The organism is Desemzia sp. AGC72, assembly GCF_057334175.1.
In genome coordinates this window covers 67,599-91,803 of the sequence record NZ_JBHFIG010000018.1, presented here as the reverse complement: position 1 = coordinate 91,803, position 24,205 = coordinate 67,599, and the positions used below count along the sequence as shown (strand labels likewise).

General features: G+C 39.2%; 24 protein-coding genes. 17 read left to right on the top strand and 7 right to left on the bottom strand.

Translation table 11 applies throughout. The features are described from left to right. Positions 1-110 precede the first annotated feature (110 nt). Complete coding sequence (helD, locus tag ACE025_RS08040) at positions 111-2,273, top strand: RNA polymerase recycling motor HelD (protein WP_485939187.1); 2,163 nt, start codon at positions 111-113, stop codon at positions 2,271-2,273. Positions 2,274-2,504: 231 nt separating this feature from the next. Here the strand turns inward: helD and ACE025_RS08035 are convergent, their stop codons facing one another. Then, positions 2,505-3,440 (bottom strand): nuclease-related domain-containing protein, encoded by a 936-nt coding sequence (locus tag ACE025_RS08035; protein WP_485939186.1) that lies wholly within the window; start codon positions 3,438-3,440, stop codon positions 2,505-2,507. Positions 3,441-3,641: 201 nt separating this feature from the next. Here ACE025_RS08035 and ACE025_RS08030 point away from each other — a divergent pair, with 201 nt between their 5' ends. From ACE025_RS08030 to ACE025_RS08020, 3 genes are all read left to right on the top strand, one after another. Beyond that, positions 3,642-4,751: an S-(hydroxymethyl)glutathione dehydrogenase/class III alcohol dehydrogenase gene (locus ACE025_RS08030; protein WP_485939185.1), complete on the top strand. Its 1,110-nt coding sequence runs from the start codon at positions 3,642-3,644 to the stop codon at positions 4,749-4,751. Between the two features lie 37 nt (positions 4,752-4,788). Then, positions 4,789-5,637: an S-formylglutathione hydrolase gene (fghA, locus tag ACE025_RS08025; protein ID WP_485939184.1), complete on the top strand. Its 849-nt coding sequence runs from the start codon at positions 4,789-4,791 to the stop codon at positions 5,635-5,637. A 160-nt stretch (positions 5,638-5,797) separates the two neighbouring features. After that, positions 5,798-6,691, top strand: a complete 894-nt coding sequence (locus tag ACE025_RS08020; RefSeq protein WP_485939183.1) for a LysR family transcriptional regulator — start codon at positions 5,798-5,800, stop codon at positions 6,689-6,691. Between the two features lie 188 nt (positions 6,692-6,879). On the opposite strand, the gene deoD is transcribed toward ACE025_RS08020, so the two are convergent. Together deoD and ACE025_RS08010 are read right to left on the bottom strand one after the other, a co-directional pair. Then, positions 6,880-7,584: a purine-nucleoside phosphorylase gene (gene deoD, locus ACE025_RS08015; protein WP_485939182.1), complete on the bottom strand. Its 705-nt coding sequence runs from the start codon at positions 7,582-7,584 to the stop codon at positions 6,880-6,882. Between the two features lie 168 nt (positions 7,585-7,752). Continuing rightward, positions 7,753-8,418, bottom strand: a complete 666-nt coding sequence (locus tag ACE025_RS08010; protein ID WP_485939181.1) for a Crp/Fnr family transcriptional regulator — start codon at positions 8,416-8,418, stop codon at positions 7,753-7,755. 64 nt (positions 8,419-8,482) lie between these two features. Here ACE025_RS08010 and deoB point away from each other — a divergent pair, with 64 nt between their 5' ends. The 10 genes from deoB to ACE025_RS07960 all read left to right on the top strand — a co-directional run bounded on the left by deoB (position 8,483) and on the right by ACE025_RS07960 (position 19,325). Further along, positions 8,483-9,655, top strand: coding sequence for a phosphopentomutase (gene deoB / locus ACE025_RS08005; protein ID WP_485939180.1), 1,173 nt, complete (start codon positions 8,483-8,485; stop codon positions 9,653-9,655). 26 nt (positions 9,656-9,681) lie between these two features. Further along, on the top strand, positions 9,682-10,698 hold the full coding sequence (locus tag ACE025_RS08000; RefSeq protein WP_485939179.1) for a BMP family lipoprotein: 1,017 nt from the start codon (positions 9,682-9,684) through the stop codon (positions 10,696-10,698). A gap of 14 nt (positions 10,699-10,712) precedes the next feature. Continuing rightward, entirely contained in the window at positions 10,713-12,245 is a 1,533-nt protein-coding gene (locus ACE025_RS07995) for an ABC transporter ATP-binding protein (RefSeq protein WP_485939178.1), read from the top strand. Between the two features lie 4 nt (positions 12,246-12,249). Then, positions 12,250-13,320 carry an ABC transporter permease gene (locus ACE025_RS07990; protein ID WP_485939177.1) on the top strand — a complete coding sequence of 357 codons (1,071 nt, stop codon included), beginning with the start codon at positions 12,250-12,252 and terminating at the stop codon, positions 13,318-13,320. Beyond that, positions 13,321-14,268 (top strand): ABC transporter permease, encoded by a 948-nt coding sequence (locus ACE025_RS07985; RefSeq protein WP_485939176.1) that lies wholly within the window; start codon positions 13,321-13,323, stop codon positions 14,266-14,268. Continuing rightward, entirely contained in the window at positions 14,268-15,560 is a 1,293-nt protein-coding gene (locus ACE025_RS07980) for an NCS2 family permease (RefSeq protein ID WP_485939175.1), read from the top strand. Before ACE025_RS07985 ends, ACE025_RS07980 begins: the two co-directional genes overlap by 1 nt. Positions 15,561-15,648: 88 nt before the next feature. Then, positions 15,649-16,101: a GNAT family N-acetyltransferase gene (locus tag ACE025_RS07975; protein ID WP_485939174.1), complete on the top strand. Its 453-nt coding sequence runs from the start codon at positions 15,649-15,651 to the stop codon at positions 16,099-16,101. A 66-nt stretch (positions 16,102-16,167) separates the two neighbouring features. After that, positions 16,168-16,659, top strand: coding sequence for a PH domain-containing protein (locus tag ACE025_RS07970; RefSeq protein ID WP_485939172.1), 492 nt, complete (start codon positions 16,168-16,170; stop codon positions 16,657-16,659). Then, a complete protein-coding gene (locus ACE025_RS07965; protein ID WP_485939170.1) occupies positions 16,652-18,094 on the top strand; it encodes a PH domain-containing protein in 1,443 nt (480 codons plus the stop codon). The genes ACE025_RS07970 and ACE025_RS07965 overlap by 8 nt, the downstream gene beginning before the upstream one ends. A 397-nt stretch (positions 18,095-18,491) precedes the next feature. After that, entirely contained in the window at positions 18,492-19,325 is an 834-nt protein-coding gene (locus ACE025_RS07960) for an endo alpha-1,4 polygalactosaminidase (protein ID WP_485939168.1), read from the top strand. A 68-nt stretch (positions 19,326-19,393) separates the two neighbouring features. Here ACE025_RS07960 and ACE025_RS07955 read toward each other — a convergent pair whose 3' ends face one another. Further along, positions 19,394-19,765: a zinc ribbon domain-containing protein gene (locus tag ACE025_RS07955; protein ID WP_485939166.1), complete on the bottom strand. Its 372-nt coding sequence runs from the start codon at positions 19,763-19,765 to the stop codon at positions 19,394-19,396. A 183-nt stretch (positions 19,766-19,948) separates the two neighbouring features. On the opposite strand from ACE025_RS07955, the gene ACE025_RS07950 reads away from it, so the two are divergent. From ACE025_RS07950 to ACE025_RS07940, 3 genes are read left to right on the top strand one after another with little or no spacing between them, the layout of a single operon-like run. Beyond that, positions 19,949-20,401, top strand: a complete 453-nt coding sequence (locus ACE025_RS07950) for a MarR family winged helix-turn-helix transcriptional regulator (protein ID WP_485939164.1) — start codon at positions 19,949-19,951, stop codon at positions 20,399-20,401. 20 nt (positions 20,402-20,421) lie between these two features. After that, positions 20,422-20,946 (top strand): spermidine/spermine N(1)-acetyltransferase, encoded by a 525-nt coding sequence (paiA, locus tag ACE025_RS07945; protein ID WP_485939162.1) that lies wholly within the window; start codon positions 20,422-20,424, stop codon positions 20,944-20,946. An 11-nt stretch (positions 20,947-20,957) separates the two neighbouring features. Continuing rightward, positions 20,958-21,665, top strand: a complete 708-nt coding sequence (locus ACE025_RS07940; protein ID WP_485939160.1) for a B3/B4 domain-containing protein — start codon at positions 20,958-20,960, stop codon at positions 21,663-21,665. 61 nt (positions 21,666-21,726) lie between these two features. Here ACE025_RS07940 and ACE025_RS07935 read toward each other — a convergent pair whose 3' ends face one another. The 3 genes from ACE025_RS07935 to ACE025_RS07925 all read right to left on the bottom strand — a co-directional run bounded on the left by ACE025_RS07935 (position 21,727) and on the right by ACE025_RS07925 (position 24,159). After that, positions 21,727-22,752 (bottom strand): N(5)-(carboxyethyl)ornithine synthase, encoded by a 1,026-nt coding sequence (locus tag ACE025_RS07935; protein ID WP_485939158.1) that lies wholly within the window; start codon positions 22,750-22,752, stop codon positions 21,727-21,729. Between the two features lie 218 nt (positions 22,753-22,970). Next, positions 22,971-23,417, bottom strand: coding sequence for a HEAT repeat domain-containing protein (locus ACE025_RS07930; protein ID WP_485939156.1), 447 nt, complete (start codon positions 23,415-23,417; stop codon positions 22,971-22,973). A 61-nt stretch (positions 23,418-23,478) separates the two neighbouring features. Continuing rightward, on the bottom strand, positions 23,479-24,159 hold the full coding sequence (locus ACE025_RS07925) for a GAP family protein (protein WP_485939154.1): 681 nt from the start codon (positions 24,157-24,159) through the stop codon (positions 23,479-23,481). Positions 24,160-24,205: the final 46 nt, after the last annotated feature.

Sequence of the window (24,205 nt, the reverse complement as noted above, 5' to 3'; positions counted from 1 at the left end):
AGAAGAAAATCAGAATTTCTAAAACGTATTTTAATAATGAATCTATTGATTACTGAGCAAAAAGGCGGTACAATAACTGTTCGCTATTAAACAGACAGGGGGCAACACAGATGGTTGACACAGAGTTCAAGAAAGAGCAAAAGCACCTTCAGTTTGTGTACGAAAGGCTTTTAGCCGCAGAACAGACACTTAGGGATTCGATAGAGCAAAATAAGACAGAGGGAATCGCGGCATTGAAAAATATGTCAGGGGATTCCAGCTTGAATTTTGATAGTACATTGGACAATTTAGATACCTTTTTAGGGCTGGAAATGAAGAGCCGTGAGATTGACCAAATGAACATCAAACTAAAAGCAGCTCTTGTGTTATTGGAAAAAGTGGAACGGTTATTGCAGTCGCCTTATTTTGGTAAAGTGACAGTGGACTTTTTGGATGATGAACCTCATGAAGAGTTTTATATCGGGATCAATGGATTTGCGGATGAAGAAGGCGACAACTTGATTTATGATTGGCGTTCACCGATTGCGGAGTTGTTTTACAACAATATTCTGGGAGACTCATCTTATGAGGTGAATCAAGATACGATAGATGTCGAGATCAAGAGCCGCCGACAATTGATTATCGAAGCTGGACGCTTGCTGAATTATTTTGATACGACAGTGGCTATCCAAGATGATGTGCTGCTGGAAGCCTTGGAGCAAGACACAACTGAGCAAATGAAAGATATCACGGCGACCATTCAAAACGAGCAAAACGTGATCATCAGAGACACTAAGCATCCGATCTTGTTGGTGAATGGAGTTGCCGGAAGCGGGAAGACCTCTACCGTCATGCAGCGGATCGCTTATTTGCTCTATTCTTTGCGCAAAGAGATCACGTCGGACAATGTATTGATTTTGTCCCCTAACAATCAATTCATCAATTATATCTCGAATGTACTGCCATCTTTAGGAGAGAAAAATCCGTTGAACATGACGTTGCTGCAATTTGTCGGGCAACAAGTCAATTGGAAGATGGAAACAGAAGAAGAATACTTCTCGCGCATCAGCCAACCAATTGTTGATAAGCAGACGGCAGTGTTGAGAAGTCTTGAATTTGTAGATTTCATTAAGCAAGCAAATGAAGTCGTGGCTGCTGAAGGTGATCTGTTCAAAGATTTGATGCACAAAGGCAAAATCATCATTTCAAAAGAAAAAATGATGGATATTTACCGAACGACGCCGGAATCTAGTCCAACGATTGATAGAATTCAAGCAACGAAGAGCCGTCTGGCGAGTTATTGGGAAAGACGCTTGATTGCCCAATCGAAGACTCATGCGATTCAAGATCAGATCCTAGAAATGTCTGAAAAAAATCAAATGAAGCATTTTGGGGAATTGATCACAGAAGATAATGAAGAAAAAGTAATCGAATATGGAGAGCAATTGTTGCGGAAAAAATACCGCAACGTCACCAAAGGGATCGAACAAAACAAATGGGTCGATCTGCAGCAAATATTTGATGCATTGTACTTTCACTATCAAAAAGAATCGTATGTCCATGATAGAAAAGTTCTGACAGTTGACGAGGCAGTAACCTATCTGCTGATCATGAATACGTTCGTCGAAAGAATCTCATTCCCATTGATGCGATTTGTCTTAATCGATGAAGTGCAAGATTATACTCCAGCGCAAATGAGCTTGATAGCAGACTTATTTGTGAAGAGCGACTTTACGATGGTTGGAGATGAGAATCAAGCAATTTTCAATTCTTCGATCACATTTGCTGAAATCGCCGGAATCATTGAAAATAAACAAAAAAATGTTCAACGGTACGACTTAGTGAACAGCTACCGTTCCAGCGGGGCGATTACGGAAGTCTTTAGTCGTTTGATCTCAGGTGATCAGCAAATCGAGATCATACCGGTACGCCCATACGGAAATGAGCCGGAATGGTTTGAAGTATCGGATAATGCGGATTTGAAAACTGTTTTTGACCAGCTTTTATTGGAGTTGGATGGAAAAGCTTTGACGGTTATTACGAAAACCGAGGAAGAAGCAAAAGAATTAACGGATTACTTGAATATAGAATTTCCATTTGCCTACACGATCAATGTGCTGCCAATCAGCTTGTCTAAGGGATTGGAATTCGACAATGTCTTAGTTTACGATGTGTCAGAGGACAACTATACGGACGAACGCGACCAGCGCATTCTTTATACCGCTGTCTCTCGTGGGATGCAAAACTTGTTTATGACTTACAAAGGAAATAAAAGCCGTTTTTTAGCTAAATAAAACAATATGAGCTGTTGCGATTTCAGATAATGACTGAAACCGCACCAGCTCATATTTGTTGTGTGAGGACTTAGCCTTAAAATGATGAAAATAGAGTCTATTAGTCAAGTGAAGGCTGAAAAACTGTCCACTTGATTAATAGAACTACTCTATTAATCAAGTGAGACTTTATTTGATGCTCACTTGATCAATAGGACCATTCTATTAGTCAAGTGAGCATCGATTCGTCTCTCACTTGACTAATAGCGGATTATCTACGACGTAATATGTGAATCTCCGGCTGCTGTGAGAAAGATAATGACCACTCAACGCCCGTTGAACACGCTGTTCGGTGTAAATTTTGCCGCACCAGTCATGAATCTGGTTTTTGGTAACTTTAAGATCTGGAAAAAGCAGGTGAAATTCTTCTGTCGAGCGGATGATTGCTTTTGCGATCGATTCTTTGTGCCCGCATCTTGTACAGATACGAGTTTCTCGCATATTGTCATGTTCAAATGAAAAACACACTGGGCACAAAATGCCTTTTTTCAGACCGGTATACTCGTATTCTGGCAAGTCCAGCGGACGATAATCGGATACATGCAATTCGCATAATCTGTTGGCGAGCTGTTTTGTTTTTGTAGTCACTGTTGCAGAATGATGTTGCTCAGCTAATTTTTCAAAATGCGGGCTCAACTGATTTGAAAAAAGAAATGGTTTGTCTCTTGGCAAATGATACAAGTAAAAATCAGGATGGATAAAGACAACTTGCGGAACAACTTTCATTTTATAGCCTAACTTCCGAATCAGGTTATATAAAAAAGGATGACTTCTATGCACTTGAGTCAAAGGATTCACAATCACAAAATCAGATCGAGCGTAGAGAGCATCTTCTTTGTAATCATAGCTGCCGGAATAATTTTTGATTTCATATAGGTAAATAGTGTCGTTCGTCAAAATCAGCGCATCAAGTTGGACCATTGACCCGCTTTCTTTGAGTCGCAAGTCATTCAGGATCAACCAGCTGCAAGGCAAGTTTTCCAGGTAACGATCGAATTGAATTTCACCTTCATACCCTTTCAACTGATTCAAATAGTCTTTCTTCTCTAAAAAAGTGAGCATGCTTCGATAATTCAATGATTCTAAAATTTGAAGAATAATCGATTTTGTGCGTTCTTTTAAGATCACATCTAAACTCCTTTCGTAAAATAGACTTCATTCATAGTATGCGCAAAAAAGAGTTTTTTCCTTATCTAAGTAAGGAAGTTGTTGCCAAAAGATAAGCATGTTATATTTGATACAGACATTTAGAGGAAAGCCAAGCAAGTAAACAATTCTGTATTCCTCGTATTTAAATGAAAAATGGACACATAAAAGGAGATCAACAATATGAAATCACGCGCAGCAGTTGCATTCGGACCAGGTCAACCCCTTGAAATCGTAGAAATCGATGTAGAAGGACCTAAAAAAGGGGAAGTATTAGTTAAAATCACAGATACAGCTGTGTGCCATACTGATGCGTATACATTATCCGGTACAGATCCAGAAGGCGTTTTTCCAGCAGTATTGGGACATGAAGGCGGCGGGATCGTTGTCGAAATCGGAGAAGGAGTTACTTCGGTTCAACCAGGAGACCATGTTATTCCGTTATACACACCGGAATGCGGAAAATGCGAATACTGTACTTCAGGCAAAACAAACTTGTGCCAAGCTATTCGAGAAACACAAGGAAAAGGATTGATGCCTGATGGAACGACTCGTTTTTCTTACAAAGGAGAGCCAATTTACCACTACATGGGAACAAGTACGTTCAGCGAGTATACAGTGCTTTCTGAAATATCAGTAGCTAAGGTCAATCAAGAAGCTCCTTTAGAAAAGGTTTGTTTATTAGGTTGCGGAGTGACGACAGGAATTGGTGCTGTCAGCAATGCAGCGAGAGTAGCAGAAGGCGACACGATCGCTGTTTTCGGATTAGGTGCGATCGGATTAGCAGTCATTCAAGGAGCTGTCCAAGCAAAAGCAGGACGCATCATTGCGATTGATACGAATCCTGACAAATTTACATTGGCAAAAGAAATGGGTGCTACAGATTTCTTAAACCCTAAAGAATACGACCGTCCGATCCAAGAAGTGATTGTTGAGTTAACAAATGGCGGAGTAGAGTACAGTTTTGAATGTATTGGAAATGTAGATGTTATGCGTTCAGCTTTAGAATGCTGTCATAAAGGATGGGGAGAAAGTGTCGTTATTGGTGTTGCCGGAGCAGGAGAAGAAATCAGCACGCGTCCGTTCCAATTGGTTACCGGTCGTGTTTGGCGCGGTTCAGCATTTGGCGGAGTCAAAGGACGTACTGAATTACCAGGTATGGTAGAAAAAGCCATGACTGGCGAGATTCAACTAGACCCGTTCATCACACATACGTTGCCATTTGAACAAATCAACGAAGCGTTTGACTTGCTGCACGAAGGAAAATCAATTCGTACGGTACTTTCTTACTAATTATTTTCCAATTTAAATTCATACTAGGAGGATATTGATGTCTCAATTAGAATTACTTGAAGAGCATGTTGTTTTTGATGGTACGCAGTACAAATACCGTCATGATTCGACCGTCTTAGGCTGTCCGATGACGTTCAGTTTGTTTTTGCCAAACAAAGAAACATTCTCCAAACCGCCTTTATTTTGGTGGTTGTCAGGGCTAACGTGTACCGATGATAATTTCACGCATAAAGCTGGAGCACAAAAAGCAGCTGCTCGTTTAGGTGTGGCTATGATCATGCCTGACACCAGCCCTCGGGGCGAACAGATAGCCGATTCAGAGGATTGGGATCTAGGCCAAGGAGCGGGTTTTTACCTCAACGCTACGGAACAACCATGGGCACCTCACTATCAAATGTATGATTACATTACTAAAGAGTTATCCGCTATTGCTCATGACCATTTCCAATTGACCGGTCCAGAACTTATATCCGGCCATTCCATGGGAGGTCATGGTGCTTTGGTGATCGGGCTGCGTAACGCTGATCGATTCCGTTCGATTTCTGCATTTGCACCAATTGTTAATCCTAGCGAAGTACCTTGGGGAGTAAAAGCTTTCACTGAATATCTAGGCGATGATCAAGAAAAATGGAAAGAATGGGATGCAACAGAACTGCTGAAGAGTCATAACGGCAGAGAAATCCCTGTCTTGATCGACCAAGGAGATGCTGATTCTTTTTATGAAAAACAATTGCAGCCATCTAAGATTGCAGCGGCCGCGGATGAGAAAAATTATCCGTTAACGGTTCGCATGCAAAAAGGCCATGACCACAGTTATTACACGATTGCGACGTTTATCGAAGAACACTTGGAATTCCATTTGTCTCAATTAAAAAGCGACAACTAATCGAAGAATCAACCACAAAAAAAGACCGCAGTGCCAACATGAATAGGCACAGCTGTCTTTTTTTGTGGATTCCCGTTTCAAATTCTGTCTTCGATTGGTACTATATAGAAAATGAGCCGCATATCAACCAGCTCATATACTTAATTTAAGGAGAATCACTATGGATGTCAGAGTATTGCGTTACTTTATTGCAGCAGCAACAGAAAAGAATATTTCTTCAGCTGCACAGTCGCTGCATCTTTCTCAACCTGCTTTGTCAAAACAACTGAAGGAATTGGAAGCAGAGTTGGGGACTAAGCTGTTTTCAAGAGGAAATAGAGGGATCGCATTAACGGATCAAGGAAATTATTTGCTGAAAAAAGCCAAAGAAATCGTCGAACTGGTGGATAAGACAGAAAGCAACTTCAATGAACCAGAAGATGACATCAGTGGAGAGATTTTTATCGGTTGCGGGGAAACGGAAGGCATGAGATTCGTAGTGCAGACGCTTAAAAAGCTGCAAGAAAATTATCCAGCGATTCGTATCCATTTGCACAGCGGAAATGCTGATGACATCTCGGAAAAATTAAACAATGGATTATTGGATTTTGGTATTTTCATTGATCCAACAGACAAAAGCCGCTATGACTACATCAAATTACCGTATAAAGATCGGTGGGGTGTATTAATGAGAAAAGATAGTCCTCTTGTTGAAAAAGATACCATCAAACCGCAAGATCTGTTCGACAAACCGTTATTGGTTTCCCGGCAAAGTACAGTGAATAATGAACTGTCCGGCTGGTTGGGGAAAAGTATTGAAGATGTTTCTATTGTTGCTACATATAATTTGATTTACAATGCAGGGTTGATGGTGGAAGAGAGCTTTGGTTATGCGTTGTGTCTAGACAACTTGGTAAAGACAGAAGGCGATAACGAATTGTGTTTCAGACCACTCGATCCTCCGCTAGAAGTCAACTTGAATATCGTATGGAAAAAACACCAAGTTTTTTCCAGAGCCGGAAACAAGTTTTTGGAACAATTAAGAAAAGACATCGAAAACAGCCGTACACAATAAAATGAGAGTGGGAAAAAAGGCGCTTAGCCCCGAATCACTTCACGAATAATGCTCGAATGGTCGTAGACCATTCGAGCATTATTCGTGAAGTGGATGTCGGGCTGTCTTTTTGAGCATGTTTACGAAACCAATTTTGTAAAAAAGAAGAGACTGGGAGTTATTTCCCAGCCCCATTTTGGTACATATTTTTATTTAAGAGCTGCTTCTAAAGCCACATTGATCATATCATTGAAACTTGTTTGACGTTCTTCAGCAGTTGTTTGTTCACCTGTCAGTAAATGGTCACTAACTGTTAAAATACTTAGGGCACGTACATGGAATTTAGAAGCTAAGTAGTAAAGACCAGCAGTTTCCATATCTACTCCTAATACATCCATTTTAGCCATGTTTTTCATGATATCTTCATTGTCATCGTAGAAAGAATCTGAAGAGTAAACATTTCCGACATGAACGTTCATGTCCTTTTCTTTTCCGATCGTGTAAGAATTGCTGATCAATTCGTAGTTTCCGATCGGCGGAAAGTAAATAGGCGCCATTTCTTTATAGATAAGAGAAGAATCCGTCGCAGCAGCTTGTGCAACGATCACATCGCGAATGTGGACATCTTGTTGAAGAGCTCCACAAGTTCCTACACGAATCAATGTTTTAACGCCGTAATCATTGATCAACTCGTGGATGTATAAAACTGCGGATGGCATACCCATTCCTGTACCTTGTACAGATATTTTTTTGCCTTTATACGTTCCTGTATAGCCTAGCATGTTTCTAACAGTATTGTAGCAAACGGCATCTTCTAAAAATGTTTCAGCAATGTATTTTGCTCGTAAAGGATCTCCTGGTAATAAAACGATGTCAGCAATCTGACCTTTTTCTGTATTAATGTGAAAACTCATGTTCATTTCCTCCTCTATTTGGTGTTAGTACCCATGATAAAGGAGAAAAAGCAAAACTGTTATGAAGGCGTTATCATATTTTGAGTAATCATGTTCACAGTAAAGTTGTTAGTTGGTTCATTGTGAGAAAACGCTTTCTTTATTAAGATGAACATAGACATTAGAAGTCTAATAGTTGTTAGCATAATCCTGCAGTTTCTCTAAATTGAGAAGTTGAATCAACTTCGGTTTCAAAGAAAGAATCTTTTCGTCTTGCAAATCTTTGAAAACTTTTGAGACAGATTCACGGGTTACACCGACCATGCTGGCGATCATGCTTTGATTGACATTTGTTATGATCCATTCAGTTGGGTCTTCGTCTTTCTTGTCTTCAAGAAATTCCAGAAGCAAACGGCAGACACGTGTGTGTGCACTATAGAAAGTTAAATTTCGGATAGATTCATTCAACGTTTCAAAACGATGATGATGAATACGAAAAATGTTTTCTAAAATCGTCTTATTTTCATAGATCAACGCAATAAAATCTGATTGGGAAAGGTGATAAATCTCAGCGTCTTTAATGACTTCTACAGAAGAGAGAGCAGGACTTTTAGAAAACAGCTCTACTTCACCCAACACTTCATATTCTTTGACTAAATCGAGTATGATCTCTTTATCTTCATAGGTACGATAGATTTTTAAGATCCCAGTTTTTACGATGTAGACTCTATCAATGGGATCATCTTCAAAAATCAAGATATGATTTTTTTTATATTTCTTAGATGGGACGGTAGACAAGATGTTTTTAACTTGTTCATCTGACAAACCATCGAATAATTGAACACTTCTACTCATGCTTTCACCTCGTTAAAAATTTAAGAACAATACTATTATAGCATCAAATAGGAGGAAATGGACTATGAAATGTAACCGGATACACATGATTGTTTTAGATTCAGTCGGAATTGGAGAGGCAGCTGATGCTGCAGCGTTTAATGATACAGGAACTCACACACTGGGGCATATTGCAGAAGGAATGGAATTAAAATTACCCCATTTGGAAAAAATGGGTCTAGGAAATATTGCGGACATCAAAGGCGTTGAAAAAGTAGAGACCAGCCAAGCTTATTGGACAAAATTAGCTGAAAAAAGTGTAGGAAAAGATACTATGACAGGCCATTGGGAAATAGCTGGCTTACAAGTCGACACTCCATTCAGAGTTTTCCCGGAAGGCTTCCCTGCAGAACTGTTGGATAAAATTTCAGCCTATTCAGGAAGAAAGATCATTGGAAATAAACCTGCTTCAGGAACAGGTATCCTAGATGAACTGGGTGAAGCACAAATGAAAACAGGAGCGTTGATCGTATACACTTCTGCAGACCCTGTTCTTCAAATCGCAGCACACGAAGACATCATTCCCTTAGAAGAATTGTATGACATTTGCGAGTATGTCCGTGACATCACTAAAGACGATCCTTATATGATCGGACGCATCATTGCACGGCCCTATTTAGGACAACCTGGGTCGTTCAAAAGAACAGCTAACCGACACGATTATGCGCTAAGTCCATTTGGACCGACTGTTCTAGACAAATTAAAGGAACACGAAAAAGATGTGATTGCAGTAGGAAAAATCAGTGACATCTTCAACGGCCACGGCATCACTCAAGCTGTTCGAACAAAAAGCAATATGGATGGTGTAGATCAGCTGTTGAAAGTGATGGAACAACCTTTTGAGGGACTTTCTTTTACAAACTTGGTAGATTTCGACGCTTTATACGGACACAGAAGAGATACGATAGGATACGGAAATGCATTAATGGCATTTGATGAACGATTGCCAGAGATCATTGAACGGCTTGAAGAAGACGATGTGCTGATCATTACGGCAGATCATGGAAACGACCCGACAGCTCCAGGAACGGATCACACTCGCGAATACGTACCATTGCTGGTCTTCTCAAAACAATTTCAACAAGCAGGAGAACTGAAGACGGCTCAACACTTTGCAGATATCAGTGCAACGATCGCAGACAATTTTGGAATAGCAAAAATGGAAAATGGAACAAGTTTCTTATCAGAATTAAACTAACCTATAAAAATACAGGAGTGATAAATATGAAACACACAACTATCAAAGCTATCGGAGCTGCTTTACTATCAATGACATTGTTGTCAGCTTGTGGAGGCGGCAATGAAGCATCAAGTGCTGGTGAAAGTGATTTTAACATCGGAATGGTAACAGACTTAGGAAGCGTAAACGATAAATCTTTCAACCAAAGTGCATGGGAAGGATTACAACAACTGCAAGAAGATGAAGGATACAAAGTGAAATACTTAGAACCCACAGCGGATTCAGAAGTAGAGCCGAGTTTGCTTCAATTTGTCAACAGCAATACGGATTTGACTTGGGCGACAGCCGCTACATTAGCAGATGCGGTTACAACGATTGCCAATAACAACCCTAAAGCACAGCTGGGAATCGTAGATGCTGAGATCGAAGGAATCGAAAACATCGTTTCTGTTTCTTTCAAAGAAAATGAGGGAGCATTTTTAGCAGGTGTAGTAGCAGCAAGTATGACGGAGACTGATAAAGTTGGATTCATTGGCGGAATGGAAATTCCAGTTATCCAACGTTTCCATGCTGGATTTGAAGCAGGAGTTCTGGCGGTCAATCCAGATGCGACAGTAGTAGCCAACTACACAGGGGTCTTCAACCGTGTAGATATGGGTAAATCAGCAGCAGGCACAATGTATAACGATGGAGTAGACATCATTTTCCATGCTGCAGGAGGTACAGGAAACGGAGTCTTCAACGAAGCACAAGAACGTTTCAATAATGGAGAAAAAGTATGGGTCATCGGAGTAGATAAAGATCAGTCGTTAGAATTTGGGGATGACATCACATTAACTTCTATGATGAAAAACGTTGATAAAGCTGTTTATGACATTTCAGTAGAGACAGCAAATGGAAACTTCCCAGGTGGAGAAGTAGTTCGTTTAGGATTGGCGGAAGATGCAGTTGGACTAGCAGATACTTCTGAGAAAAACGTGCCTCAAGAAGTGTTAGACACTGTAGAACAATACAAAAAACAGATTATTTCTGGAGAGATCACCGTTCCTGATAAACCATAAGGGAGAGAAAAATGATGAAACAAGCACGAGTTGAAAAAGTGTTAGAGTTGAAACATATTACAAAAAAATTTGGTGATTTTGTTGCTAACAATGATGTTTCGCTAACTGTAAGACGTGGAGAAATCCACGCCTTGCTGGGCGAAAACGGTGCAGGAAAATCTACTTTGATGAATGTTGTATTTGGTATGTACCAACCTGAGGGCGGCAGTATTTCGGTGTATGAAAATGAAACAAAAATCGAAAACCCTAATCATGCTATTCACTTAGGAATCGGAATGGTTCATCAGCATTTTAAATTGATCGAGAACTTTACGGTGGCTGAAAACATCATTATCGGTATGGAACCAAAGAGCGGCATGCGTTTGAATATGAAAGCAGCCGTGAAAGAAGTTAGAGATATTTCTGAAAAATACGGATTGAAAGTAGATCCAAACAGCAAGATAGAAGATCTTCCAGTCGGGATGCAGCAAAAAGTGGAGATTTTGAAGTGTTTGTACCGCGGTGCGAATCTGCTGATCTTTGATGAGCCGACAGCGGTATTGACGCCGGATGAGATCAACGAACTGCTTGAAGTCATGCAGTTGTTGGTTGCTGAAGGCAAATCGATCATTTTGATCACACACAAATTGAACGAGATCATGAAAGTAGCAGATAAATGTACTGTTATTCGCAAAGGGAAGTACATTTCCACTGTAGACATTAAAGAAACCAATAAAGAAGAATTGGCTGAAATGATGATCGGTAAAAATATTTCTCGTGAGATCATGAAAGAAGATTACAGTCCGAAACAAAATGTATTGGAAATCAAAAATCTGACGATGTTTGGTTCAAGCCAAAAGAAAATTTTGAACAATATCAACTTGTCAGTTGCTGCAGGAGAAATCGTAGGGATTGCAGGAGTGGATGGCAACGGACAGACAGAGTTATCGGAAGCCATCGTAAAAATGCGGGCATTTGATGAGGGAGACATTCTTATCAACGGTGTTTCTCAAAAAACGAAAACGACTCGTGAAATTTACGAATCAGGTGTGAGTTATGTGCCGGCAGACAGACACAAACATGGATTGGTGCTGGACAACAATATTGCTGAGAACTTGATTTTGATCGAGTACTACAAAGGTAAATACAATCAAGGCATTAAATTAAACAAAGCTTTGATGTATGAGGAAGCAAAAGAAGCTATGCGGAACTATGATATTCGTGCTGAGAATGAAAATACGATCGTGCGCGGAATGTCAGGCGGGAACCAGCAGAAAATTATTCTATCAAGAGAAATCAGCCGAAACCCTGATCTGTTGATCATTGTACAACCTACTAGAGGATTGGATATTGGAGCGATCGATTTCATTCATCGCCAAATTATTCGCTTGCGCGATCAGGGTGTAGCTATATTATTGGTTTCCTTTGAACTGGAAGAAATCTTGACATTGTCAGATAGAATAGACGTTATTTTCGATGGACAAATCATCGGACAAACCAATCCTAAGGAGACAAATGATAGAGAACTAGGATTAATGATGGCCGGTAAAGGATCGGGTGAGGGATGAGAATATGGAAAAAATCAGACGAAATACAAAAAATAATTATGTAATGATTCCGGTAATTGCCGTTCTTATCGCACTCTTTATCGGAGCAGCGGTCATGCTGATCGGCGGATACAGCCCATTAGTGGCTTATGAATCATTGGTTTTTAAAGTAGTGGGAACAGTTTATGATATGGGTGAAACGATTCGTGCAATCATTCCTCTGATTTTAAGTGGATTTGCCGTTGCGGTAGCCAGCAAAGCGGGCATTTTCAACATCGGGGTCGATGGACAGATTATTATCGGAAGCGTCAGTTCTCTCTTAGTGGGAACGCTTGTGGATCTGCCTCCAGTCATTCACGGCATCGTGGCAATCATGGCCGGTGTCGTTGCTGGTGGAGTATGGGGCGTATTGATCGCTAGTTTTAAATCAAGATTTGGGATAAATGAAGTCATCAGTTCAATCATGTTGAACTACATCGCTTTGTACTTAAGCCACATTTTGATCAAAGTTTTTGCAGCACAAGAGGGAACACAACGTTCTGCTATGATCAAAGAATCGGCAGGGATCACTTTCCCATCATTGAATGAAATGTTTAATGGCGCTCGTATCCATTGGGGATTCATCATCGTGCCGTTCGTTATTTTTGGGTTTTACTACTATTTTGAAAAAACACGTTGGGGTTATGAAACAAAAACAGTCGGACTGAATGCTAATGCTTCTAACTACTCGGGGATGAAAGTAAACAGCATTTTGACTCGTACTATGTTTATTTCCGGAGCTTTAGGCGGATTGATCGGTGCATTGGATACTTTAGGGGTATACGGATATGTAGCAATCGTTTCTTCTACAAGCGGTATCGGTTTCGACGGAGTAGCTATTGCGCTATTAGGAGGCAATTCTACATTAGGAACGACTTTATCCGGAATTCTGATCGGAGCATTGAATTATGGGTCTCAAGGGATGCAATTTGGAGCAGGTGTACCAAGTGAAATTATCGGAATCGTTGTTTCGTTGATCATCTTCTTTGTAGCAGCTCCTGGAATCGTGAAAGCAATGCTGCCTAAAAAAGCATTGCTGAAAAAGGAGGTAAAATAAATGACAGCCAATATTATAAGCGGAAGTTTGATTTTTGCCACGGCATTGTTGTTTGGTGCTCTAGGAGGGATGCTTAGTGAGAAAGCTGGGGTCATCAATCTAGGTGTAGAAGGATTTATGGTTTCCGGTGCATTCTTTTCTGCCGTAGGAGCATATTTTGCTGAAACAGCTGGTATGGGCAAATTCAGCCCATTCATTGGTTTACTAGCAGCATTTGTGTTTACTTCGATATTTTCAGGTATGCATGCTTTAGCCACACTGAAGTACAAAGCGAATCACGTTATCAGCGGGGTAGTTATCAACTTGTTAGCTTCGAATGTGACATTCTTTTTAGTCAAATTGTTATTTGATGGAGTAGCTGAAACGCCGCGTTTGAAAAATATGTTTTTGAAAGCGTCCATTCCAGTGTTGTCTGATATTCCATTTATTGGCAAAGCGTTGTTCCAATCTTATCCGACAACCTATCTGGCATTTGCAGCGGTTCTGATTTTAGGATATCTTTTCTTCCGCACATCTTTAGGATTGCGCCTAAGAGGTGTTGGGGAAAATCCTGGAGCTATCGATACAGCTGGGGTCAATGTCATGAAAATCAAATTTTGGGCTGTTATGTTAAGCGGATCAATCGCTTCTCTAGGGGGAGCTACGATCGTATTGACGACTAACGGCAACTTCTCATTCAACACAATTGCAGGACAAGGATATATTGCGATCGCCGCCGTCATTTTAGGACGCTGGAATCCAGGCGGAGTGTTACTTGGAGCATTGTTATTCGGATTTGCACAATCGATCAAAGACCAAATCCAAATTCTAGATTTTGCAAATGCGATCCCTACAGAAGTATTTTATATGCTGCCGTACCTAGTTACTTTACTGGCATTGATCTTCACTGGAAGAAAAACACGTGGACCTAAGGCTTTGGGAACCCACTATGATGCGAGTGTGAGATAATGCAAGGAATACAGCAATTTTTTCAGATACAAGAAAAAGGGAGTAATTTAAAAACAGAGATCGAAGCAAGCGTCACATCTTTTGTCTCTGTCGTGTATATAGTTGCCGTAAATGCGCTGATTTTATCTCAGACCGGTATGAGCTACAATTCGGTAATGATCGCTACGATCTTAACAACTGCACTGAGCAACATGTTGATGGGGCTATATGCTAAATCGCCATTGATCTTAGCGCCTGGGATGAGTGACAATGCCTTCTTTACGTACATTTTAGTGGGTGCCTTTGCCTTTACGTGGCAAGAAAGTTTATCGATCGTCTTGATCGTGGGAATACTATTCTTCCTATTGACTTACTTTAATATCACCGGCAAGTTGCTTTTGGCTATACCCGGGACGATGATCAAAGGAATGAGTGCTGGAGTAGGATTCTTCTTGATTTTTCTAGGATTGAAAAACAGTGAAATCATTGTTTCTTCTCCAGGAACGATCGTAGCCTTGAACAATATCTTCCAGCCGGTTCCATTGACGATGCTATTGACCTTATTGATTGGGTTAGTATTGTTTGTCAGAAATGTTAGAGGGAATTTCTTGCTGACGATTATCTTCGGAGTGATTGTTTCGATCGTTTTAGGTGTAACAGACATTGGTTCATTCTCTTATTCATTGATCGACACGAATACCTTAGAACCGTTTATGTTCCAGTTCGATTTTTCAAATGTATTCACCGTCAATTACTGGATAGCAGTCTTCTCGCTGCTGATACTAGTAGTTTTCCAAAATCTTGGAACACAAATCAGTTTCTTGAATTCTGAAGATCCGACAGTATTGAAAAAAACGTTGGAATCCAATGCATTATCCGTTGTATTAGCCAGTGTATTAGGCTGCAGCTCTACATGTACAAGTGCAGAAGGAGCGACAGGAATCACAGTTGGCGGAAAAAGCGGATTAACATCCTTTTTGGTAGGTATATATTTCTTATTTACGATCTTATTGATTCCGTTTATCGCTTTGATTCCTTTAGCGGTCATTTCTGCACTGCTTGTCATTGTCGGTGCTTTACTGATTGCAGGCAACTTAAAAGATATTGATTTTACAGATTTTACCGAATATTTCCCAGCTGTATTGATGGTCTTGATGATGGTCTTGACGTTTAATATCGCCGATGGAATCGGATGGGGATTTACTTTCTATACATTCCTTAAAGTATGTTCAGGAAAACAGGCCGCTGTCTCTAAAATCATGTACGTTTTATCCGGTGTGTTTGTAGCATATTTTGTATTGAAATTTATTTAACAAAGAAACCTGTCTGCAGTTCTGCGGACAGTTTTTTTCAGTTATAATGAAACAAGATCCTTTAAAAATAAAGTAAGGAGCAAATCAGATGATCAGAAAATTACAACTAGATGAAGCGTTACCAATGGATTTATTGCTGCTGGCAGATCCTTCGCAAAAAATCATTGAAACTTATTTAAAAAGAGCGGAGTGCTTTGTGATGGAAAACCAGAATCAAATCATTGGGGCATACATATTATTGCCTACCCGACCTGAAACGGTTGAGCTGGTAAATATAGTCGTACGAGAAGATTTTCAAAGTAAAGGAATCGGAAAACAATTGATCAGTCATGCTTTGGAAAAAGCGAAAGAACAAGGTTATCAAACACTAGAAGTTGGAACAGGGAACTCTAGTATTGCACAATTAGCATTTTATCAAAAATGCGGCTTCAGGATAACAGGTGTGGACAGAGATTTTTTCACTGAACATTATGAAGAAGAACTAAGTGAAAACGGCATACCCTGCCGCGACATGATCCGGCTGTCAAAATCATTGAGATAAAAAGGTACAGCAAGTACAATTTTCTAGAAAGAATAAAAGAAGAAAAAGATATAGAGGAGGAATAGAGTGGATTATCCATTATTGCCAAAACAAATGCCTGACCGAATCAAAAAAGTGTGGAAAAAAAGCAATCTGGTGGCAACAGGAATTTTCTTGATCATAGGAATTGGAGTAACTGCTTTTCTAAATTGGCTGGAAGTATTAGAAGGAGTATGGGTGTGGAGCATTGGGATTTATTTTGCCGTTGTTTTGATATATTCAATCATTGCGATGCTTTTGATTCCTTATCGTTACCAATTCCATCGATATGAGATCACACCTGAAGATTTATCTTTTCAAGATGGTTATATTTTTAGAACCATTACTCATGTACCCATCAATCGGATCCAACATATCGAAACAGAACAAGGACCCTTTTTACGCAAAGAAAAATTAATGGAGATCGTCATACATACAGCAGCATCGAGTCACCATATATCGGGATTAGATGTAGAAGAAGCCGTTCAATTGCGCCAACAAATCATTGAATTGGTAAAGGTGGCGAAAGAGGATGTCTGAACGAAAAAAATTTCATCCTCTGGCGATCGTTATTTATTTATTTAGTGGGTTGAAGAGATGGTCAGTTGCATTCCTTTTATTAGTTTTTAATGGAGAATTGATGACCCTCTTTGGATTGATCGCTTTATCTGCGGTAGTTTTACTGGTGTTGATTCAAGCTCTGTGGAAATATTTTTCTCAATCTTACCAAATTTCTTCCGAAAAAATCATCCTCTATCGAGGTGTTTTTCGTAAGCGAGAAACCGATATCCCTTATGAACGCATCCAAACGATCAAGCAGCGCCAATGGTTTTTCTTTAAACCATTTAATGTGATCCAGCTATTGATCGAAACGGCTGGAGGAGATAGTACACAAGCAGAAGCCTCTATGCCAGCAGTAAATATTGAGGTATGGGAATGGATTGAAAAGTATCGCCAAGGAGAACAACCAAAAAGCGAAGTCCATTCAGCAGGTCTGGAGATGGAAAAAGATTTGAACTCTGCAGACTACACAGTCACAAACAGCCAAATTGTCTTATTTGCCTTAACAGATTTGAGCATCATTGCAACATTGATCGCTGTTATTATCTTCATTTCTGAGTTTATTCCGGAAAATTGGATAACAGCCGGCACCTCAATGGCAGAAAGTGTGTTGCGAGCTGGTTGGTTGGCTTCATTATCGATTTTATTCGTCAGTTTGGTTTTTGTGATGCTATTATCTCTTCTAAGAACCTTTATCCAGTACTATAACTTTCAAGTCAATCGTGCAAATCAGACGTTAACAATTGAAAGTGGATTATTCGAACGTAAAATTCAAAAGATTCCTTTAGAAAAAATCCAAGGTCTGAAGATCAGACAGCAACCGGTAAGGAAAATACTAGGTATCTCTACTGTTGAGTTGCTTTTGGCAGGCGGTCAAGAAGCAGAAGGAGAAAGCGGAATCGTCAAAAAACTCTATATCTTGCCGATTATTTCTGACAATCAGCTCTATGAGACGTTGTCGGAATTGCTGCCGGAATGGAACTTCACTCGTCCTGAAATAAAGTTCGTATCCCGCAAAAAATTGTGGTACTTCTGGAGATGGAAATTGTTCTTTATTCCGATTTCTGCAGGATTGGCGTTTCTGAATTATTGGCTGGCACTAGCAGCTGTAGCAGGGATGGCAGTGTTGCTGCTGAGCTCATGGCTTGAAGAACAACACCAAGGATATCACATTCAGACCACTCATCGAGTATGTATCCAAAATATAGAATGGTTCACAAAAGTTCAAACCTTTGTCGAACGTCAAAAAGTCCAATCCTTTTCTGAACAAACAACCAGATGGCTGTTCCCTAAACAAATTGGACACATCAATCTGTTTATAAAAACAGGTGATGCTCTGGAAGTGCTTGGTTTAAATTTTATAGATGAAACTGACATACAAAAACTAAAAAGATTCTATCGAAATAAGGATTAGATAAATCTGGTTCTTTGTCAATTGATGTTGGTACAGAAATTCCTTCCAGAACCGAGGTTGCTTTTTAAGAGCCACGGGAATGCTTGGAGCCAAGGTCTCCAAACTTACAAGCTTCAAACAAAACCTAAGCGCTGAAACGCTAAGATCTTGTAATTTGTCATGACTGTAGTTGCTTTAGCAACCTCGATTCTTCCAGAAATTTTTAAAATTTTGTGTTTGGTGGTTTAAAATGTTGACTAACGCTAGATGATGAAGAACCAAGAAATTAATAAGAAAGCTGTTTGCTCTTGATGGATTAAGAGTAAACAGCTTTTTTGGTTGTAAAGATAGTTAGAATTGGATAAATATCAATTGGAAAGGTAAGCTTGTGTATAGATAGAAGCAGGGGTGATGATGGATGAAATTCACCGTATTAAAAGCAGTAGGCAGTTTAAGCGTGGTTTTAGGATTAGCTGGTTGTGCGGAAGCAACCAATACGACGAACGAAGATTTCGACTATGGTGTTTTTTTGAGTTTGGAAGGGAGAGGAGCTGTTGAAGCCAGTGAAGGATTCGAAATAACTGTTATTGATGCCCAGAATATCTCTGCAATCGATATTGCAGAGATGAAAGCTCGAGACCAAGAAGTTTACAGTTACTTAAACATAGGCTCACTAGAAACGTTTCGCTCTTACTATAAAGAATACCAACATCTTATTCTAAAGCCTTACGACAATTGGGAAGAGGAATACTGGGTGGAGGCAGGAAATGAAGAATGGCAGAAATTTGTTTCAGGTATTTTAGCTCAAGAATTACTTGAGAAAGGTATCGATGGATTTTGGATCGACAATACGGATGTATATGGTCAATTTGCAGATGAAGAGGTCTATGATGGTGTGGCAACTATCCTGAAAACGTTAATGAGTTATGAAAAGCCGGTTGTGATTAATGGAGGGGACCAGTTCGTGCTGACTTATTTAGAGCGGAATGGGCAGGTTGATGATATTTTGACAGGTATAAACCAGGAAACGGTCTTTTCATCGATCGACTTTGATGAACAGACATTTATAAGCCAATCAACAGATGACCAGCAATATTATTTGGATTATTTAAGTGCAGTGGATGAAGAGGGAAAAGAAATCTACTTGCTGGAGTATACAACTGACGATCGTTTAGTCCAGAAAATACAGGAGTATATCAGACAAAGAAGATGGAAAGGATACATCTCTGATTCAATCGAATTGGACGGCTGAATCATTCATTCTATTGAATACAAAAAAGTCGCATCAGCTCTCATGAGCTTGAGCGACTCTTTCTAGTATTAAGATAATGGTTGACCGCAGTTCGGGCAAAAATTGGACTGTTGTGGATTTGGATGTCCGCAATTGGGGCATTTTGAAGTATAGGCTCCTTGTGACAACAGTTGCGTCAAATCGCTTTCCTCGATATGCACCGATTGTTTCTTCTGGATCGCTTTACCCGTTTGCTTGTCTAACTCGTACCAAGAATTACAGCAAGTCGTATGAACCAGATATTTCTTTCCAAAGGTAAATAGAGGAATGAAAAACAAACGGAAGCGACTGCCTGTAATATAAACTTCATAACGACCGAAACGACCGCAATGAGGGCAAGTCATAGATTGGTTGAAACCCAGCTGTTGATTGAATGAACGGATATCAAACATAATAAACATAGGAGCTGCTCCTTTCTAAAAAAATATAAGTACTATGGATTGAGTCTGCTTTAAGATTATTGTAAAACAATCAGACTAAAAAATACATTTTTTAGTGCATTAAGAAATTCGATATTTATGTTGCAAATGCAACAAAAATATTTTACTATAAAGTTAATAAATGAAGCAGAATGGAGAAAGCAGATGACGGAGATTTTAAGGGATATCGGAATGATTGCCAGAGCACTGGATTCCATTGCTAATATCGAGTTCAAACAGTACGATCTGACTCGCGGACAGTATCTTTATTTGGTACGTATTTATGAACAACCAGGCATCATACAAGAAAAGTTGGCTGAGATAATCAAAGTGGATCGAACAACAGCAGCTAGAGCCGTCAAGAAGTTGGAAGATAATGGCTTTATCGAACGGCAAGATGACACGGAAAATAAAAAAATCAAACGGCTGTTTCCAACTGAAAAAGGGAAAGAAGTGGCTCCTCACATTTTAGCTGAGAATACTTATTCTAACGCGGTTGCGTTGAACGGATTATCAACAGAAGAGGCCAAGCACCTTTCTGATCTGCTAGAAAAAGTGAGAGAGAATATAGAAGTGGACTGGAATGCTGTAAAGAAAGGTCACAAAAGGGATTATTAACAGAAAAAGGAGAATGGATAATGTTGATTGAAGTCAAAGAATGTACTGTAGAAGATTTGCAGATGTTGCAAAAAGTGAGTGTCGAGACGTTTCGAGATACTTTTCAAGACCAAAATACCGAAGAAGATTTGTACAACTACTTAGAAAAAGCTTATAATACAAAACAACTTACATCGGAATTACTAAATCAACAGTCAGAATTCTATTTTGTATTTAATGGTAATGATTTAGCAGGATATTTAAAAATCAATATCAATGAAGCCCAATCTGAAACAAAAGGTGAGGATACCTTAGAAATAGAACGGATCTATGTTCTGCCTCAATTCAAAGGGAAAGGGTTGGGCAAGATACTGATTCAACAAGCTGTAGAACGAGCGCAGATTCATCAAAAAACAAACATTTGGCTAGGTGTCTGGGAACATAATCATGCTGCTTTGGCTTTTTATAAAAAACTAGGATTCGTTCAAACAGGTTCACATTCCTTTTTCATGGGCGAAGATGAGCAGACCGATTTGATCTTAACGAAAAATTTAACGAAAAAATAGGAGTGAAAGCGATGAAACAGTTTAGAGTTGAAGAGGATTTTTGGGAGTTGTTTCCTGAAGCACAGCTTCATTTATTGGTAGTGAAAGGAATCAATAATCAAAAACCACAAGATGAGCACTATTTGATCAACTTATTGAAAGATGGTAAAGAAGCCGCCAAAGGATACTTAACAGAAGATGTTTTCAGCCAAAACAGCGTCATCAAAGACTGGCGAGAAGCATTCAGCACATTTAAAACTAAAAAAGGAGCACGTTCTTCAATCGAAGCTCTGTTGAAACGTGTTGATCAAGACAGAGATTTTCAACCAATCAATCCTTTAGTAGATATTTACAATAGTATTTCTTTAACGTACGCTTTGCCTTGTGGAGGAGAAGATCTGAAGTCTATTGAAGGAGATTTGTATCTTGGTGTAGCCGTGGGCGGCGAAGAATTTTTACCTTTAGGAGCAGAATCAGATGCACCTGCCTTACCTGGAGAGATTATTTATGGAGATGAAAAGGGAGCTGTTTGTCGTTGCTGGAACTGGCGGGAAGCACAGCGAACGATGCTGACGGAAGAAACTACCGATGCTGTACTCGTTATTGAATCCATTAATGCAGAACAACATCAGCGCGCAGATAAAGCTGTAAAAGAACTAAAACGATTGGTAGATGTTTATTTTGAAACTGAAAGCCTTGTCGAAAAGATAGTCAAACCTATTTCTAATATTCCACTATAAAGACAGTGGAAAAACTGATGAATATTCGATAAATTCCGAATATTCATCAGTTTTTTTATTATCAAAAGGCTGAAGCCGGATCTGTTTTGTCGGTTTCTATGAATAAGTCGGGAATGTTTCTTTGTTGAAATTGATTGATACGCTGATCAATAATTCGCCCACGATCAATAATTAAGGCATCTTCTAAGATGGTATTTGTGCGGTCTTCAATCAAATCATCTATATACTTAGCTGTTTCAGTTGAAATGGCGCTTGAAGAAGTGCGGTAAAAGAGGGTAGGGGTATGATCCACTGCGTAATGAATCACATGGTCGATCTCATAAATTGGATCGCTTAAAGTAGTTGGTTTAGTAGTTTCAATAGCGCCATTCTCATCGCAGCTAACATCAATGATCAAAGTGCCTGGTTTTAGTCGTTTTAAATCTGTTTTATAGACTAAATGATCTGTACGAGCAGTATCCCACAAGACTGCATTGACGATCACATCAAATTCGGCCATTTCTTTATGGAACAGCTTTTCTTGGTGCCGGTTATAAACACAAACCTCAGCCCCTAAGCTGGTCAAAATACGTTGTGCTCCACGAGCTGTGTTGCCGCGACCTAAGATAGCCGCTTTTGTTTCATAAGGCATTGATCCATTTAGTTGATAAGCATGCATCACAGCTGCTTCACCAGCCAGCTCATTATTGCGCCAATAAGAATGGCGATTGTCTTCATACATATCTTCCCAAGCATAGGCAGATAATTCGTTAGCTACTAAGATATTTGTCACTTCTTTACTCTGGACGGCGTGAACCCAGCCAAACAAGGTCTGTCCTAATTGCAGATCCTTTAAATAGTCTGCATCACCAATCTTAGGATCGCAAATAATATCTTGGGCTAAGGCTACTTCTTTTGATACGATTTGACAGCCTAGATCTGCATATTCCATATCAGAAATATTTAGACTAGTTCCATAACCTTCTTCAAAAAATAAATTTTCCCTATGTTCTATTTGGATGATATCCTTAGGCAGCAAGGCTATTCTTTTTTCACCCATTTTAGAACTGTTGACAAATCCAACCGTTTTTAATTGTTCTAATTTCATTGTCTTGACCCCCTAATATATATTCATCGACTTAAGAAAGCCGATTATCTTCATTATGTCACTAACGGGAAACGTTTTCAAATTTAGGTGGATTTAAGAGGCTGTTTTTGTGCTTATTTAGAATCATAGTGACTAAAATAAGACGAAAGAACCATCTATCCCTATAACGGGTAAATGGTTCTTCGATAAAATAAATTCAACAAGAGTACTTCAGAATGTTAATTGAACTCTGCGTAAGAATCAGCGATCCAAGCATCAAAATCTTCTTGTTTTTCATATTGCATCACGTCATACATCTCTGGAGAAACAATTTGGAACTGCTTTTTAAATACAGCTAGGTCAAATTCTTCCATTTGTGTATCACGTTTTACACGGTTGAAAATTTTCGCGTAAGCTTTCTTAGTATAGCCTATTTTTTTTCTTGGTGTTGGCAATTGCTCGCCTTTTTCAGTAACGCCCATAAAACGAGCGGCATAAAAAGCAGCTTCTTTAACAGCGAAAACGCGGTCGCTAGTAGCCAGTTTAGTTAAGATGTATCTAGATTTTTGACAGTCATACTTAGCTAATTCTTTTACAGCTTCCATTCTGACTTTCCAATCATCTTTTGTGTTGGCTTTGATTTTCAATTCATCTATATTAGCGGGTTCTTCTTTAATAATCTTCATTTATTATTGGCCTCTTCCTCTTTTTGGTCTCATCGTTCATACTATAGAGTTCAAACCAGTTTTACAAGAAAATTTTAACCATACCGTAAATCAGTAAAAGAATTCCTGCTGTAAAGCCTAAAATCGGCAGTAATTTAGTTAACAACCAAGAGATAATAGTAGATAATTTTTTATAAAATGCCGTTAAACAATGTTCAAAGTATAGAGAAACAATATAAAGGAAGATCAAAGGCCAACTGAACAGGATATTGTATATCACTAAAATTAGAATAACGAGTAATGTATCTAGAGAATATTGTAGTAAGAAAGTCAAAAATGCAAGGTAAGGAACAGCACTTGTCAATTCCATCACAGTTGCCATGACGCCTAATCCGAATAGCTGAATAAAGCCTAACTTTCTTGATGTTACTTGATTATTTTCAAGTGACTGATTTTTATTTTTGTTAACGGATTGTTTGGCAGTATAAATCAATAAAATTAACCCAAATGAGATGCTTAACATAGGTAAAAAGTTTGGAATATGCTCAGTAATTTTTAGAAACAGTTGCTGAAGCAATTGAGCTAAGCCAAAGTAAAACAGCAGACCAAAAGCAAAGTTTGTTAAGGCAATTCCAATAACAAATCCTAGAATATCTTTTTTTCGTTTAGAAACGGACTGTAAAATCATTTGCTGAGTGATAGCGATTGGATTCAAACTATCCGTAAAGCTTGCGACAAAAGTAACCCCTAATAATGACAACATACATAAACTCCCCCTTAAAATTAGCCAAAAAAATAGATGCCTCCCC